General features: G+C 71.7%; 12 protein-coding genes. 8 read left to right on the top strand and 4 right to left on the bottom strand.

Annotated elements, in window-relative coordinates:
• Positions 1-19: 19 nt before the first annotated feature.
• From GGQ69_RS07525 to GGQ69_RS07515, 3 genes are all read left to right on the top strand, one after another.
• Positions 20-706 (top strand): MerR family transcriptional regulator, encoded by a 687-nt coding sequence (locus GGQ69_RS07525; RefSeq protein WP_183528414.1) that lies wholly within the window; start codon positions 20-22, stop codon positions 704-706.
• A 7-nt stretch (positions 707-713) separates the two neighbouring features.
• Positions 714-1271: a bifunctional nuclease family protein gene (locus GGQ69_RS07520; RefSeq protein WP_183526633.1), complete on the top strand. Its 558-nt coding sequence runs from the start codon at positions 714-716 to the stop codon at positions 1269-1271.
• Positions 1272-1523: 252 nt separating this feature from the next.
• Entirely contained in the window at positions 1524-2123 is a 600-nt protein-coding gene (locus GGQ69_RS07515; RefSeq protein ID WP_183526631.1) for a MerR family transcriptional regulator, read from the top strand.
• A gap of 105 nt (positions 2124-2228) precedes the next feature.
• On the opposite strand, the gene GGQ69_RS07510 is transcribed toward GGQ69_RS07515, so the two are convergent.
• On the bottom strand, positions 2229-3086 hold the full coding sequence (locus GGQ69_RS07510; RefSeq protein ID WP_183526629.1) for a ParA family protein: 858 nt from the start codon (positions 3084-3086) through the stop codon (positions 2229-2231).
• A gap of 237 nt (positions 3087-3323) precedes the next feature.
• On the opposite strand from GGQ69_RS07510, the gene GGQ69_RS07505 reads away from it, so the two are divergent.
• Positions 3324-6770, top strand: coding sequence for a pyruvate carboxylase (locus tag GGQ69_RS07505; RefSeq protein WP_183528412.1), 3447 nt, complete (start codon positions 3324-3326; stop codon positions 6768-6770).
• Between the two features lie 36 nt (positions 6771-6806).
• The gene (locus tag GGQ69_RS07500) at positions 6807-8228 is read left to right on the top strand and encodes a mycothione reductase (protein WP_183526627.1); all 1422 of its coding nucleotides are present in this window, start codon (positions 6807-6809) and stop codon (positions 8226-8228) included.
• Here GGQ69_RS07500 and GGQ69_RS07495 read toward each other — a convergent pair.
• Positions 8225-10048, bottom strand: coding sequence for a long-chain fatty acid--CoA ligase (locus GGQ69_RS07495; RefSeq protein WP_183526625.1), 1824 nt, complete (start codon positions 10046-10048; stop codon positions 8225-8227). The two genes, GGQ69_RS07500 and GGQ69_RS07495, sit on opposite strands and share 4 nt — an antisense overlap.
• A gap of 213 nt (positions 10049-10261) precedes the next feature.
• On the opposite strand from GGQ69_RS07495, the gene GGQ69_RS07490 reads away from it, so the two are divergent.
• The gene (locus GGQ69_RS07490) at positions 10262-11338 is read left to right on the top strand and encodes an ROK family protein (RefSeq protein ID WP_183526623.1); all 1077 of its coding nucleotides are present in this window, start codon (positions 10262-10264) and stop codon (positions 11336-11338) included.
• Between the two features lie 13 nt (positions 11339-11351).
• Here the strand turns inward: GGQ69_RS07490 and GGQ69_RS07485 are convergent, their stop codons facing one another.
• Both GGQ69_RS07485 and GGQ69_RS07480 read right to left on the bottom strand, forming a co-directional pair.
• Positions 11352-11849, bottom strand: coding sequence for a hypothetical protein (locus GGQ69_RS07485; RefSeq protein WP_183526621.1), 498 nt, complete (start codon positions 11847-11849; stop codon positions 11352-11354).
• Positions 11842-12633: a carboxylesterase gene (locus GGQ69_RS07480; protein ID WP_183526618.1), complete on the bottom strand. Its 792-nt coding sequence runs from the start codon at positions 12631-12633 to the stop codon at positions 11842-11844. The genes GGQ69_RS07485 and GGQ69_RS07480 overlap by 8 nt, the downstream gene beginning before the upstream one ends.
• An 82-nt stretch (positions 12634-12715) precedes the next feature.
• Here GGQ69_RS07480 and GGQ69_RS07475 point away from each other — a divergent pair, with 82 nt between their 5' ends.
• Both GGQ69_RS07475 and GGQ69_RS07470 read left to right on the top strand, forming a co-directional pair.
• Entirely contained in the window at positions 12716-13414 is a 699-nt protein-coding gene (locus tag GGQ69_RS07475; protein ID WP_183526616.1) for a 1-acyl-sn-glycerol-3-phosphate acyltransferase, read from the top strand.
• A 99-nt stretch (positions 13415-13513) separates the two neighbouring features.
• Positions 13514-14917, top strand: coding sequence for a class II 3-deoxy-7-phosphoheptulonate synthase (locus GGQ69_RS07470; RefSeq protein ID WP_183526615.1), 1404 nt, complete (start codon positions 13514-13516; stop codon positions 14915-14917).
• Positions 14918-14950 lie beyond the last annotated feature (33 nt).

Below are 14950 nucleotides of genomic sequence, written 5' to 3'. Positions count from 1 at the left end.
CGGTGCGAGCCGCGCCGTGATGAACATCGGTGAGGTCCTCGGCGAGCTCAAGGAGGACTTCCCCCAGGCCAGCGCCTCCAAGATCCGCTTCCTGGAGGAGAAGGGCCTGATCACCCCCCGGCGGACCGCCGCGGGATACCGGAAGTACACGGACGCGGACGTCGACCGCCTGCGCTTCATCCTGGCACTCCAGCGCGACCAGTACCTGCCGCTGAAGGTCATCAAGGACTACCTCGACGCGGTGGACCGCGGTGACCATCCGGAGTCGCTGCCGGGCGGCCTCACGCTGACCCCGCGCTCGGTCTCGGACCAGCTCGCCCAGGAACTGGCGGGGCACACCCGGCCGCTGACCCGGGCCGAACTGCAGGGGATCTCCGGCGCCGGCGCCGACCTGCTGGACTCGCTCGAGCAGTACGGCATGATCGCCGCCGACGAGGACGGGCGGTACAGCGAGCACTGCCTCAAGGCCACCCGGTCCGCCGTCGTGCTGGCCGCCCACGGACTGGAGCCCCGGCACCTGCGTCCGTTCCGGGCGGCAGCGGACCGAGAGCTCGGTCTCATCGAACGGGTGACGGCCCCCCTGGCCAGCCGCCGCGACTCCGCGGCCGGGGCCCGGGTGGCCGAGACCGCCCGGGAGATCAGCGAGGCCTGCCTGGGACTGCACAGCGCCCTGGTGGGCGCCGCGGTCGCCGACCTGGATTCGTGAGGCGGACATGGCCCTGCCCGACGTGGAGATGACGGTGCTGGGAGTCCGGGTGGAGCTGCCCGGCAACCAGCCGCTCGTGCTCCTCCAGGACCCCGGCACGGGGACCCTGGTGCCGATCTGGGTGGGGGCTCCGGAGGCCAGCGCCATCGCCCTGTGGCAACAGGGGATCACCCCGCCGCGCCCCATGACCCACGACCTGCTCGTCGACGTCATCGCCGCGGCGGGCACCGCCCTGGAGTCCGTCCGGATCAGCTCTGTGCGGGACGCCGTCTTCCACGCCGAGCTCGTGCTGGACAACGGCGCCCGGGTGGATGCCAGGGCCTCCGATGCCATCGCCTGCGCCCTGCGTGCCGGGGTGCCCGTGCTGTGCGCGGCGGAGGTCCTCCAGGATGCCGGGGTGGACCCCGAGCAGGCGCTGGAGGACGAGGACGAGGAGACAACGGACGAGTCCGCCACCGGTGTGTCCCGGTCCGCGGACCGCGATGCCGAGCTGAGTAAGTTCCGCGAGTTCCTCGACTCCGTGGACCCCGAGGACTTCGCCGACGGCGGTCCGGGACAGTCCTGACAGCGCCCCGGACGTCACCGGGCCGGCTGCCCCGGCCCTCCGCGGGAGACGACACGTTCGCGGCGAAAGCGACTGGGTCTTTGACCGTGGCCCTCCACGGGCCTACCGTCGTCAGCAGAGGTTCCACATTGCCTGCCGGTCCATTCGCATCGGTCAGCGGTGCCGGGCCGGGTCGATGCCCGTCGCGCTCCGCTGGTCCGGACCGGCGGCTCCTTCCTTCCCCAGTGTGGACCTGAGACCAGGAGGGTTCCAGTGAGTCCCAAGGGCGAGGCCGGGCAGTCCCCGGACGTGACGCATCCCGCCGCTGCGCGCACCCCGGCGCAGGGCATGCTGTTCACCGAAGACCTGCCGGTGCTCGACGAGGGCGTCGGATACCGCGGCCCCACCGCGTGCAAGGCGGCCGGGATCACCTACCGCCAGTTGGACTACTGGGCCCGGACGGGCCTCGTGGTGCCCACCGTCCGGGGAGCCAGCGGCTCGGGGACACAGCGGTTGTACTCCTTCCGGGACATCCTCGTGCTCAAGGTGGTCAAGCGGCTGCTGGACACCGGGGTCTCGCTGCAGCAGATCCGTTCGGCCGTGGAACACCTGCGCGAGCGCGGCGTGGACGACCTGGCACAGATCACGCTGATGAGCGACGGTGCCTCGGTCTACGAGTGCATGTCGGCCGACGAGGTCATCGACCTGGTGCAGGGCGGGCAGGGTGTCTTCGGCATCGCCGTCGGCCGGGTCTGGCGTGAGGTCGAGGGCTCCCTCGCCCAGCTGCCCTCCGAGCGCCTGCATGACACCCCCGGCGACTTCCCCGGGGACGAACTCTCCCAGCGTCGCGCCCAGCGCAAGTCCGCCTCCTGAGGGGCGTCCCACCGCCTCTTCCCGACGACGGCCCCGTCCCTGCCGCCGGCAGGCACGGGGTCGTCGCGGTCTGACGGCGATCGTGCTCCGGCAGGGGGGCGCGCCTCAGTGCCGGCGCTGGCTGCGGCGGTCCTTCAATGGACGCTGCACGGCGTAGAGCAGCTCATCGAACAGTGCCGCGGACTGGGCGGCCATCTCGCCGGGCCAGGCGTGGACGGGCCAGGCTGCGCCCTGGATCTGCTGCCAGTTACCCTGTTCCGGGATGGCCACGGGCAGCAACCGGTCGCCGTACATCCGCTCCATCTCGCCCAGGCGGAACTGGTGCTCCACGCTGGCCGGCCGGACGCGGTTGGCCACCACTCCGGTGGAGGTCACGCCCTGGGCGTACTCCTTGCGGAACAGGTCCAGGGCCCGCAGGGTGCGTTCGGTGCCGGCCACGGAGAACAGGCTCGGCTCGGCCACCAGCAGCACGTCCGTCGAGGCGGCCCAGGCCATCCGCGTGACGCCGTTGAGGGCCGGGGGGCAGTCGATGAGGACCAGTGCGTAGCGCGTCACGGGCTCGACCAGCTGGGTGAGCCGGCGCAGCTCGCGCTGACGGGTCGTCGGGCGCTCGTACAGCGAGGTCCGCGAGGAGCCGCGCACGACGTCGAGGATCCGGGGCGCGCCGCCGTCGGGACCGCCCGCGCCGTCGCCGTCGGCCGCCGGGGCCGCGGTGGACCCGGTCCAGCCCGAGGCGACCACGTGATCGGTCAGGGACACCCGCCGGGGGTGGGAGAGCAGGGTGCCCACGTCCTCGGTGCCGGCGTCCTGCCGGACCCCGAGTCCGGTCGTGGCATCGGCATGGGGGTCCATGTCCACCACGAGGGTGGGGATGCCCTGCGCCTGCGCCGCCGAGGCCAGTCCGAGGGTGACCGAGGTCTTGCCGACCCCGCCCTTGAGGCTGGAGATGGAGATGATCTGCACGGCGGTGGAATCCTGACTGTCGACCAGAGGGTGGGTGGCCCGGGACCGTGGTCCATCCTAGTGCTGACGACACTGTGACGGGTCTCACGTAGTGGGTGCCGGGGTCGTATGCGACACTGACGGGTGATGCAAGCCACAAGGAAGTGGCTCCACCGTGCGCTGACCGCGCCTGATCGTGTCCCGGCAGACCCGCCGGGCAGCCCAGGAGGCTCCATGTCATCCAACGCCACCGACGGAATGTTCTCCAAGGTGCTGGTCGCCAACCGAGGGGAGATCGCGGTCCGCGCCTTCCGTGCCTGCTACGAGCTGGGTGCCCGGACCGTGGCGGTCTTCCCGTATGAGGACCGCAACTCCATCCACCGGCAGAAGGCGGACGAGGCCTACCGGATCGGGGAGGAGGGGCACCCGATCCGCGCCTACCTGGACGTGGACGAGATCATCCGGGTGGCCAAGGAGTCAGGATGTGACGCCATCTACCCGGGGTACGGCTTCCTGTCGGAGAACGCCGGGCTGGCCCGGGCCGCGGCGGAGGCCGGGATCGCGTTCGTCGGTCCTCCCGCGGACGTGTTGGAGCTGACCGGTAACAAGGTGGAGGCCCTGCGGGCCGCCAAGGCGGCGGGCATCCCCACCCTGAAGTCCTCCGAGCCCAGCTCCGACGCCGAGTGGCTCGTCGCACAGGCCGAGGACATCGGCTTCCCCATCTTCGTCAAGGCCGTGGCCGGCGGCGGCGGCCGCGGCATGCGCCGGGTCGAGACCGCCGCCCAGCTGCCGGACGCACTGAACGCGGCCATGCGCGAGGCCGAGACCGCCTTCGGCGACGCCACGGTGTTCCTGGAGCAGGCCGTGCTGCGGCCCCGGCACATTGAGGTCCAGGTCCTGGCGGACGGCACGGGGGAGACCGTGCACCTGTTCGAGCGCGACTGCTCCATGCAGCGCCGCCACCAGAAGGTCATCGAGATCGCCCCGGCCCCGCAGCTGGACGAGTCCATCCGCCAGGCGCTCTACGCCGATGCCGTCAAGTTCGCCAAGGCCATGGGGTACGTCAACGCCGGCACCGTCGAGTTCCTCGTCGACACCGCGGGGGACCGTACCGGTCAGCACGTGTTCATCGAGATGAACCCCCGGATCCAGGTCGAGCACACCGTCACCGAGGAGATCACCGACGTCGACCTGGTCGCCTCCCAGCTGCGCATCGCCGCCGGCCAGACGCTCGAGCAGCTCGGGATCCGCCAGGACGAGCTGCGGATCCGTGGCGCCGCCCTGCAGTGCCGGATCACCACGGAGGACCCTGCCAACGGCTTCCGGCCGGACACCGGCGCCATCACCGCCTACCGGTCCGCCGGCGGCTCCGGCGTGCGCCTGGACGGTGGCACCATCTACACCGGTGCCGAGATCAGTCCGCACTTCGACTCCATGCTGGTGAAGCTGACCTGCCGTGGACGGGACTACCCGACGGCGGTGCGGCGCGCACGGCGCGCCCTGGCCGAGTTCCGCGTCCGCGGGGTGGCCACCAACATCCCGTTCCTGATGAACGTGCTGGACGACCCCACGTTCGTGGCGGGCGACGTCGCCACGGACTTCATCGACGCCCACCCCGAGCTGGCCCAGGTCAACCGCAGCCAGGACCGTGGTTCGAAGGCCCTGCAGTACCTCGCCGACGTCACGGTGAACCAGCCCCACGGGCCCCGGGTGGACGGGATCGACCCCAGGGACAAGCTGCCGGCCTTCCCGGGCGACAAGTCCCAGGAGCCGGATCGCAGCCCGTTCGACGGCCCCTCGCCGCACCAGCCGCCCGCCGGCTGGCGCCAGGTGCTGCTGGAGAAGGGCCCTGAGGGGTTCGCGGCCGAATTGCGCGGCCGGACGGAACTGGCCGTCACGGACACGACCTTCCGTGATGCCCACCAGTCCCTGCTGGCCACCCGGGTGCGCACACGTGATCTGCTGGCGGCCGCTCCGGCCGTCGCGCACACCCTGCCCGGGCTGTTCTCGGTGGAGGCCTGGGGTGGGGCCACCTACGACGTCGCCCTGCGCTTCCTCGGTGAGGACCCCTGGGACCGGCTCGCCCGGTTGCGCCAGGAACTGCCGAACATCCCGCTGCAGATGCTGCTGCGCGGGCGCAACACGGTCGGCTACACGCCCTACCCCGTGGAGGTGACCAATGCCTTCGTGGCCGAGGCCGCCCAGACCGGTGTGGACATCTTCCGGATCTTCGATGCGCTGAACGACGTCCGGCAGATCGCCCCCGCCATCGACGCGGTCCGGGCCACCGGGACGGCGGTGGCCGAGGCGGCCCTGTGCTACACCGGCAACCTGCTGGATCCCGCGGAGGAGCTCTACACGCTGGACTACTACCTGGGCCTGGCCCGGCAGATGGTCGACGCCGGGGCCCACGTCCTGGCCATCAAGGACATGGCCGGACTGTTGCGGCCGCAGGCTGCCCGGGAGCTGGTCGGTGCCCTGCGCGCCGAGTTCGACCTGCCCGTCCACCTGCACACCCACGACACCGCCGGTGGTCAGCTGGGCACCCTGCTCGCCGCCGCCGAGGCGGGGGTGGACGCGGTGGACACGGCCGTCGCGTCCATGGCCGGGACCACCAGTCAGGTGCCGATGTCCGCCCTGGTGGCGGCCCTGGAGCACACCGAGCGGGACACCGGTCTCGGGCTGGACCAGGCCGCCGCGCTGGAACCGTACTGGGAGACCATCCGTGAGGTCTACCGCCCCTTCGAGTCCGGGCTGTCGGCACCGACGGGACGCGTCTACCGGCACGAGATCCCGGGCGGCCAGCTGTCCAACCTCCGCCAGCAGGCCATCGCCCTGGGCCTGGGCGACCGCTTCGAGCAGATCGAGCGGATGTACGAGGCCGCCAACGACATGCTCGGCAACATCGTCAAGGTCACCCCGAGCTCCAAGGTGGTCGGGGACCTGGCCCTGCAGCTGGTCGGCATGGACGTGGACCCGGCCCAGTTCGCGGAGAGTCCCCAGGACTTCGACCTGCCGGACTCCGTGATCGGCTTCCTCTCCGGAGAGCTGGGGGACCCGCCCGGAGGCTGGCCCGAGCCGTTCCGGACCCGGGCCCTGCAGAACCGAGGCCGTCGCCGCGCGGAGACCGAGCTCTCCGCGGAGGACCGCGCGGCGTTGGAGCAACCCGGTGCCACCCGCCAGGCGACGTTGAACCGGCTCCTGTTCCCGGGGCCGACGCAGGAGTACGAGGCCAACTGCGCGACCTACGGGGACACCTCCGTCCTGCACACCCGGGACTGGCTGTACGGGCTGGTGCGGGGCCGTGAGCACGTCATCTCCCTGGGCAAGGGCGTGCGCCTGCTGACCACGCTGCAGGCGATCGGCGAGCCCGATGCCAAGGGCATGCGGCCCGTGATGGTGACCCTCAACGGCCAGGCGCGGCAGATCACCGTGCGCGACCGCTCCGTCGAGTCGACCGCCCGGGCGGCCGAGAAGGCCGACCCCGCCAACAAGGGGCACGTGGCCGCGCCCTTCGCCGGGGTCGTCTCCGTGACCGTGGCCGAGGGTGACACCGTGGAGGCCGGGGACACGGTGGCCACCATCGAGGCCATGAAGATGGAGGCCGCCATCACGGCCCATGCCTCCGGCACCGTGACCCGCGTGGTGCTGGGCGGCACCACGGCGGTCGAGGGTGGTGACCTGCTGCTGACACTGGGCGAGTGACCGGGGCGGTGCCCGCGGAGCCTTAGGCTGAGAGCCATGGGCACCGAAACCTACGACCTCGCCATCATCGGCTCCGGCTCCGGCAACTCGCTGGTCACCCCGTACTGGGACGACAAGCGCGTGGCCATCATCGACTCCGGCACGTTCGGGGGCACCTGCCTCAACGTCGGCTGCATCCCCACCAAGATGTTCGCCTACCCGGCGTCGCTGGCCGTGGTGCCGGAGGAGGCCAGCCGGCTCGGCGTGGACCTGGGGATCGGCGGGACCGACTGGCCCGGGATCCGGGACCGGATCTTCTCGCGCATCGACGCCATCTCCGCCGGGGGCCTGCACTACCGGGACGTCGAGTTGCAGAACACCACGGTCATCCCGGAGGAGACGCGGTTCACCGGGACCCGCCAGCTGACCACGGCCAGCGGGCGGGTCCTGGAGGCCCAGGACATCGTGGTCGCCGCGGGCTCGAGGGCGGTCGTCCCCTCCGTCCCCGGCAGCGACCTGCCCCAGGTCCACACCTCGGACACCGTGATGCGCCTGCCCCGGCTGCCCCAGCGGATCGTGGTGCTGGGCGGGGGGTACATCGCCGCCGAGTTCGCCTCGATCTTCTCCGGCCTGGGGTCCTCCGTGGTCCAGGTGAACCGCTCACCGCGACTGCTGCGCCATCACGATGCGACCATCTCCGAGCGGTTCACCGAGATGGCCTCGACCCAGTGGCGGGTCGAGACCGGCTGGACCCTGTCCCGGATCGAGGAGGGGCTGGACGGGTGGGTGACCGTGCATCTCGACGGGCCCACCAACACCACCTGGGAGGTGGACGCCGACGCCGTGCTCATCGCCTATGGCCGGGTCCCCAACAGCGACCGGCTCGACCCGGCCGCCGCCGGGCTGGACCTGCATCCCGACGGGCGGCTCGCCGTCGACGAGTACCAGCGGCTGCTCTCCGGCGGTGAGCCGGTGCCCGGGCTGTGGGCCCTGGGTGACGTCTCCAGTCCCCACCAGCTCAAGCACGTGGCGAACCACGACCAGCGCGTGGTCAGCCACAACCTGGAGCACCCGGATGACCTGCGGCCGAACACGCTGGGTCCGGTGCCCTCGGCGGTCTTCTCCCGGCCTCAGGTCGCCGCGGTCGGTCTCACCGAGGCGGAGGCCGTCGAGCAGTACGGCGCGGAGAGGATCACCGTCAAGGAGCAGAACTACGGCGACGTGGCGTACGGCTGGGCCATGGAGGACGGCACCTCCCTGTGCAAGGTCATCGCCGACCGCCAGACGGGCCTGCTCCTCGGGGCCCACCTGATCGGACGGGACGCGCCGAATCTCATCCAGCCCCTGGTGCAGGCCATGAGCATGGGCCTGGACGCCCACGCGATGGCCCGCGGCCAGTACTGGATCCACCCGGCACTCACGGAGGTCGTGGAGAACGCGCTGCTCGGACTCGACGTCCCGGACAGCGGCCGCCTCTAGGACGAGACCGGCTTCGGCGCCCCGTAGATCTCCTCGACGAGGGACTCGAAGTCCTCCAGGACCACGTTGCGCTTGATCTTCAGGGACGGCGTCATCTGGCCGGACTCGATGGAGAAGTCCACGGGGACGATCCGGAACGCCCGGATCGACTCCGCCTTGGACACCGTCTCGTTGGCCCTGTCGATCACCGACTGGACGTGGTCGAGGACCACGGGGTGCGTGGCGAGCTGGTCCATCGGCGTGTCCGCCGGGACACCGTGCTGGCCCAGCCAGCGCGGCAGGATGTCCGCGTCCAGGGTGACGAGGGCGGAGACGAACGGCCGCTGGTCACCCACCACGACGCACTGGGAGACCACCGCGTCGGCCCGGATCTGGTCCTCCAGCAGCGCCGGCACCACGTTCTTCCCGGACGCCGTGACGATGATGTCCTTCTTCCGACCGGTGATGGTGAGGTACCCCTCGTCGTCCAGGTCCCCGATGTCCCCGGTGTGCAGCCAGCCGTCCACCAAATCCTTCTCGGTCAGGTCCGGACGGTTGTGATAGCCGCGCATCACGCAGACACCCCTGGCCAGGATCTCGCCGTCCTCGGCGATGCGCACCCCGTTGCCCGGGATCGGAGGGCCGACGGTGCCGATCTTCACCCCGTGCGGGACGTTGACCGTGACCGGTGCCGTGGTCTCGGTCAGGCCGTAGCCCTCCATGATGTTGACGCCGATGCCGTGGAAGAAGTGGCCCAGGCGTGCACCCAGTGGGCCGCCGCCGGACACCGCGTGGGTGACCTGCCCGCCCATGGCCTCGCGGATCTTGCCGTAGAGCAGCTTCTCGAACACCGCGTGCTTGACGCGCAGCACCAGGGGCACCCTGCCGGCACTCTTCGCCGTGGAGTAGTCGATGGCGGCCTGGGCGCCGGCCGCGAAGACCTTGCCCTTGCCCCCGGTCTCCGCCTTGAGCTGCGCGGAGTTGTAGACCTTCTCGAAGACCCGGGGCACGGCCAGCAGGAAGGTGGGCCGGAAGGACTGCAGGTCGGGGACCAGTTGCTTGAGGTCGGAGGTGTGGCCCACCTTGGTGCCCGCCGCCAGCGCCAGCACGGAGATGAAACGGGCGAACACGTGGGCCAAGGGGATGAACATCACGGTGCTGGCCTGCGGGTTGACGACCTCGCCCAGGTTCGTCCCGAGGGTCTGCAGGCTCAGCTCGGCGAAGTTGCCGTGGGTCAGTTCGCAACCCTTCGGCTTGCCGGTCGTGCCCGAGGTGTAGATGATGGTCGCCAGGTCGGACAGGGTGGCGGCGGAACGGCGGGACTCCATGGTGGTCTCGTCCGGTCCGCGCTCGGCCAGCGCGCGCAGTTCGTCGAGACCGTCGTCCTCGATCAGCCAGCTGGAGACCAGCGGATCCAGCTGCTCCTGGCGGATGGCGGTGTCCACCACGCCCTGGTGCCGCGACGTGTCACAGACCACCGCCCGCACGTTGGCGTCGGAGATGATCCAGGCGACCTGGCTGGGGGAGGACGTCTCGTAGATCGGGACGGTGACGGCGCCGGCGTACCAGATGGCCACGTCCATCAGGGTCCACTCGTAGCGGGTGGGGGCCATGATCCCCACCCGGTCGCCCGGCTCCAGCCCGGCGGCGGCCAGGCCGCGTGCGAGGGTGCGGACATCCTCGCGGAACTCCTCCGCGCTGACGTCGGTCCACTGCGCCGGGGCGGTCTGCCGGGCGAACAGGGGGCGCCGCGGATCGGCCAGGACCTGCTGCTCCACCAGGTCCGTGATGTTCATGTCCCGGGGGACGTCCACGACGGGAGGGGAGGTGTATTCCTTCAACGTTCGCTCCTGGTGATCGACGGTAGCCGCCTGCGTGGCAGAGTGGTGGTCCCGGGTGCAGGCCCTCCGGGGCGGGGGTCCCCGTGTCCTCTGACCCTACCGGAGGGGTCGGACCGGTGTGTCCTGCGCCACAGGAAATATTCTACTCATGGGTAACTTCGGTTGTCAGCAGGAACGGTGGGACCGACGGTCCGGAAGGCGGTGGCCGGCACGATGGGCGGATCTGCACACCCGGGGGCTCCCGTCGCCGCGGCCATCGGGCTCGACGTCGGAGGCGGGGCGGTCAAGGCCGGCGCGGTCCTGCTGGACGGCCGGGGCAGACTGGTGCCCGCGCTCACGGAGATCCGGGTCGCTCACCACCTCGAGGCGGACGGGGCCGGCCTGAGCGCCCTGTGCGCCCGCACGGCGCTGGAGCTGTTCGGGGCCCTGGACGCCAGCTGGCCGGGTCTGCCCGTGCCGTGGGGGGTCTCCGCCGCCGCCTGGATCGACCCGCGCAGCGGCACCGCCGTCTTCAGCCCGCACCTGATGGGGTGGCGCCAGCGGCCCCTGCCCCAGGACCTGGGCGCTGCCCTGTCGGAGGCGACGGGACGGCCTTCCAGTGCTCAGGCAGCCGCCCGCCCGTCCCGCGATACCGTCCCCTGGCCCGCGGTCGTCAATGACGCGGACGCGGCGGCCTGGGCGGAGGCGCGGCTGGGGGACCCGGCTGCCCCGCCGGCGGGTCCGGACCCGGTCCGCGGGCCGGACCGGATGGTCATGGTCGCCATCGGCACCGGCATCGGGGGCGCGCTGGTCCAGGAGGGGGTGGTGGACGTCGGCGCGCACGGCATGGCCGGGGAGTTCGGGCACATGACCGTGGACCCCTCGGGGCTGCCGTGCCCCTGCGGGAACACCGGATGCTGGGAACTGCTCGTCTCCGCCGAGGCCCTGGCTGCCCGCGCCGGACGTCCCTCCGCCCGGTCGGTCCTCGACGACGCCCTGTCCGCGGACCCGCGCGCCGTGCGGGCCGTGCAGGAGACGGGCCGGTGGCTGGGCCGTGGCCTGGCCACGCTGGCCGCCGTGCTGGACCCCTCCCGGTTCGTCATCGGCGGCGGAGTGGCGGTCGCCGGTGACCTCCTTCTCGAGCCGGCCCGGGCGGAACTGGCCCGCCACATCCCCGGCGGGCGACGGCGTCCGGTCCCGTCCGTCATGGTCGCCAGCCTGGGCAACCGGGCCGGCTGGCTCGGCGCGGCGGGCCTGGCGCTGGAGCGCTCCGGTTGGTCCGTGAGGGAGTCGGCCACCGCCGCCCGGTGACCGGTCGCGCGGATCAGACCTGCGCACCGTCGCCGCCGGGGCCGTCCCGGTCCGCGTCCCGGGGGAGTGCGAAGAACAGTCCCACGGCGCCCGCCACGAACGAGGCGATCAGCACCGCGAGCACGAGTCCGGGCACCGAGGGCCAGAGGATCGCCGCGAGCAACAGGGCCGCGGGCGCGCCGGCCACCCCGATCAAGCTCAGCACGACGACCGAGTTGCCGGAGCCGAGCGCGGGGGGCTCGGGCGGGATGAAGTCCCCGTCGTCCTCGTCCTCCGGGAAGTCGCGTGGACCCCACGCCCGGCCGGGGGCCGGGGGCTCCTCGCGGTCCGGTGCGTCCGGATCCGGTCCGGCCGATCCCGCCGCGGTGGGCTCCGGCCACGCGGTATCCCGGGCACCGGCGTCCAGGGGGCCCAGCCCGGCGATGATCTCCTGCCACCGGCGGTCGACCTCGTCCGGGTCCCGGTGCTCGGGGTCGCTGCCCTCGTGGTCGCGGTCCAGGGGCTCAGCCACGGACGTCGGCCCGTCCACATGCCAACCCGGCGATGAACCTGACCGACTCGTCCTCGATGACCCCCGCGTCCCAGTCCAGGGTGGCCACGTGGAAGCTGTTGTACAGCGGCCTGACGGTCAGCAGCCCGGGGGCCAGGCCGCGAGCGAGGGCGGCCATGGAGGAGTGGGGCACCACGCGGTCAGTCGTGGACCGGAACGCCAGGACCGGTGCCGTGATCGCCGGCAGTCCGGCCCGGGCGGCGGCCTGGAGGGCGCCGACCTGCTGGACGGCGGCCACCGGGGTGCGCGGGTAGGCCTGTTCGTCCACCCCGGGGCGCGCGGCGTCGTTGGCGATCGGTGCCACGCTGCGGACGGCGTACTTGAGCACCCTCGCCAGGGGAGCGGCCGGGGAGGCGAAGCGCAGCCCGGGATTCACCACGACGACGCCGGACACGGACCGGTGCGCGGCCGCATCGAGCGCGAGCGCGCCGCCCATGGACAGACCGGCGACGACCACGCGGTCGTGCCGGGCGAACAGGCGGTCGACCGTGTCCCGCGCGGTGGCCCGCCACTCCTCGGCCGTGACGACCCGGAGGTCCTGCCACCGGGTCCCGTGGCCGGGCAACAGCGGGACCTCCACGGAGGCACCCGCCGACGCCAGGGCGCGGGCCCAACCGGTCACGGAGACGGGACCCGAGGTGAACCCGTGGAACAGGGCGACCCCCGTCGACCCGGACCCGGCGGACGCGGCCAGGGGGCCGTCGTCGGCGCCGTGGAGGGACAGCGCCCGCTGGTGGGCGATCATGTCCCCAGCGTAGCGTCCCGCCCCCCGCGATCGCTCCCTAGACTGGGAACGGTCCACGCCACCACCTGAGAGGAAGACCATCGTGTTCTACTGGTTCGCCAAGACCTTCGTGGTGGCCCCCGTGACGAACCTCGTGTTCCGGCCCTGGGTGAAGGGCCTGGGCAACGTCCCCGAGGAGGGTGGGGCGATCCTGGCCAGCAACCACCTCTCGGTCTCCGACTCGATCTTCATGCCGTCCCAACTCGGCCGGCAGGTCCACTTCCTGGCGAAGATGGAGTACTTCACGGGCAAGGGTGTCAGGGGGTGGCTGACCCGGAAGTTCTTCGAGGCCACCCATCAGCTGCCGATGGACCGTGCCGGCGGCCAGGCCTCACTGGACTCCCTGCGCTCCGGGCTCGAGGTGCTGCAGGAGGGGAAGCTGCTCGGGATCTACCCGGAGGGCACCCGCAGCCCGGACGGCCGGTTGTACCGGGGCAAGCTCGGCGTGGCGAAGCTGGCCCTGAAGGCGCGGGTCCCCGTCGTGCCCATCGCGATGATCGGCACGGACAAGGTCCAGCCGATCGGCAGGACCATTCCGAACATCCGCCGCGTGGGCATGATCTTCGGCCCCCCGCTCGACTTCTCGGAGTACTACGACCGCGCCGGCGACCGCTTCGTGGAGCGTCAGGTCACCGACCAGATCATGGAGGCCATCCGGCGCCTGTCGGGACAGGAGTACGTGGACGTGTACGCCGCCACGGTGAAGAACGCGCCCCCGGCGGACGGCCGCGACGCCGGTTGAGCGTGCCACCGGGCCGGCATCCGGGAGCCGCGCGCCGGCGAAGGGGTAGGAGATCGTCACGTGGACGTCGGAACGGCAACCGTTCCGTACCCTTGGAGCATGATTTCTGATCCCCGCACCGATACCCCGGCCTTCGGCTCAGCCCAGTCCAACGGGGCCGCCGACTATCCCGGCCTGGACACGTGGCGGGAGAAGCCGATCACCCAGCAGCCCACCTGGGAGGACCGGGACGCCTTCGCCGAGGTGATGACGGAACTGTCCTCCGCCCCTCCGCTGGTGTTCGCCGGTGAGGTCGACGTGCTGCGGACCCAGTTGGCCGCGGCAGCACGGGGTGAGGCATTCCTGCTCCAGGGTGGTGACTGCGCCGAGACCTTCGCCGGCGCCACGGCCAACAAGATCAGTGCCCGCGTGAAGACCATCCTGCAGATGGCCGTGGTTCTGACCTACGGCGCCTCCCTGCCGGTGGTGAAGATGGGCCGGATGGCCGGCCAGTTCGCCAAGCCGCGTTCCTCGGACACCGAGACCCGCGACGGCGTGACCCTGCCGTCCTTCCGTGGTGAGATCGTCAACGGCTTCGACTTCACGCCCGAGTCGCGCCGGCACGATCCCCGACGGATGGTGCAGGCCTACAACACCTCCGCCTCGACCCTGAACCTGGTCCGCGCCTTCACGCAGGGCGGCTTCGCGGACCTCCGGTCCGTGCACGCCTGGAACCAGGGGTTCATGCGGAACCCGGCGTACTCCCGCTACGAGGAACTCGCCCAGGAGATCGACCGTGCCGTCCGGTTCATGGATGCCGCCGGCGCTGATTTCGAGGCCCTGCGCCGCACCGACTTCTTCACCGCCCACGAGGCCCTGCTGCTGGACTACGAACGTCCGTTGACCCGCATCGACTCGCGCTCGGGACTGCCGTACGCCACCTCGGGGCACTTCCTGTGGATCGGCGAGCGGACCCGTGACCTGGACGGCGCCCACGTCGAGTTCCTCTCCAAGGTGCGCAACCCGATCGGGGTCAAGCTCGGGCCCACCACGAAGCCCGCGGACGCCCTCGCACTCATCGACAAGCTGGATCCCGAGCGGGAGCCGGGACGGTTGACGTTCATCACGCGCATGGGCGCGGAGAGGATCCGGGAGAACCTGCCCCCGCTGGTCGAGGCGGTCCGGGACTCGGACGCCACGCCGCTGTGGGTCACCGACCCGATGCACGGCAACACCGTGACCGCGGCGAACGGCTACAAGACCCGCCGCTTCGACGACGTCATGAACGAGGTGCGCGGCTTCTTCGAGGTCCACCGTGACGCCGGAACCTACCCGGGCGGGCTGCACGTGGAGATGACGGGTGACGACGTGGCCGAATGCCTCGGTGGCTCCGACCCGATCGACGAGTCCGCGTTCGCCGATCGCTACGAGTCCCTCGTGGACCCCCGGCTGAACCACCAGCAGTCCCTGGAGATGGCCTTCCTGGTCACGGAGGCACTGTCCCGGTCCGGCCGCGGGGTCTGAACGGGCGGACGGCTGCCCTCCGCCGGGGCGTCC

Source organism: Micrococcus sp. TA1 (genome assembly GCF_014199555.1).
GTDB lineage: Bacteria > Actinomycetota > Actinomycetes > Actinomycetales > Micrococcaceae > Citricoccus.
This window is presented reverse-complemented; position numbering and strand designations above follow the sequence as displayed.

Bases quoted from the DNA above. Each gene is read 5' to 3' on its own strand.
- GGQ69_RS07525 (WP_183528414.1), top strand. From the start codon at position 20: ATGAACATCGGTGAGGTCCTCGGCGAGCTCAAGGAGGACTTCCCCCAG.
- GGQ69_RS07520 (WP_183526633.1), top strand. From the start codon at position 714: ATGGCCCTGCCCGACGTGGAGATGACGGTGCTGGGAGTCCGGGTGGAG.
- GGQ69_RS07505 (WP_183528412.1), top strand. From the start codon at position 3,324: ATGTTCTCCAAGGTGCTGGTCGCCAACCGAGGGGAGATCGCGGTCCGC.
- GGQ69_RS07500 (WP_183526627.1), top strand. From the start codon at position 6,807: ATGGGCACCGAAACCTACGACCTCGCCATCATCGGCTCCGGCTCCGGC.
- GGQ69_RS07490 (WP_183526623.1), top strand. From the start codon at position 10,262: ATGGGCGGATCTGCACACCCGGGGGCTCCCGTCGCCGCGGCCATCGGG.
- GGQ69_RS07480 (WP_183526618.1), bottom strand. From the start codon at position 12,633: ATGATCGCCCACCAGCGGGCGCTGTCCCTCCACGGCGCCGACGACGGC.
- GGQ69_RS07470 (WP_183526615.1), top strand. From the start codon at position 13,514: ATGATTTCTGATCCCCGCACCGATACCCCGGCCTTCGGCTCAGCCCAG.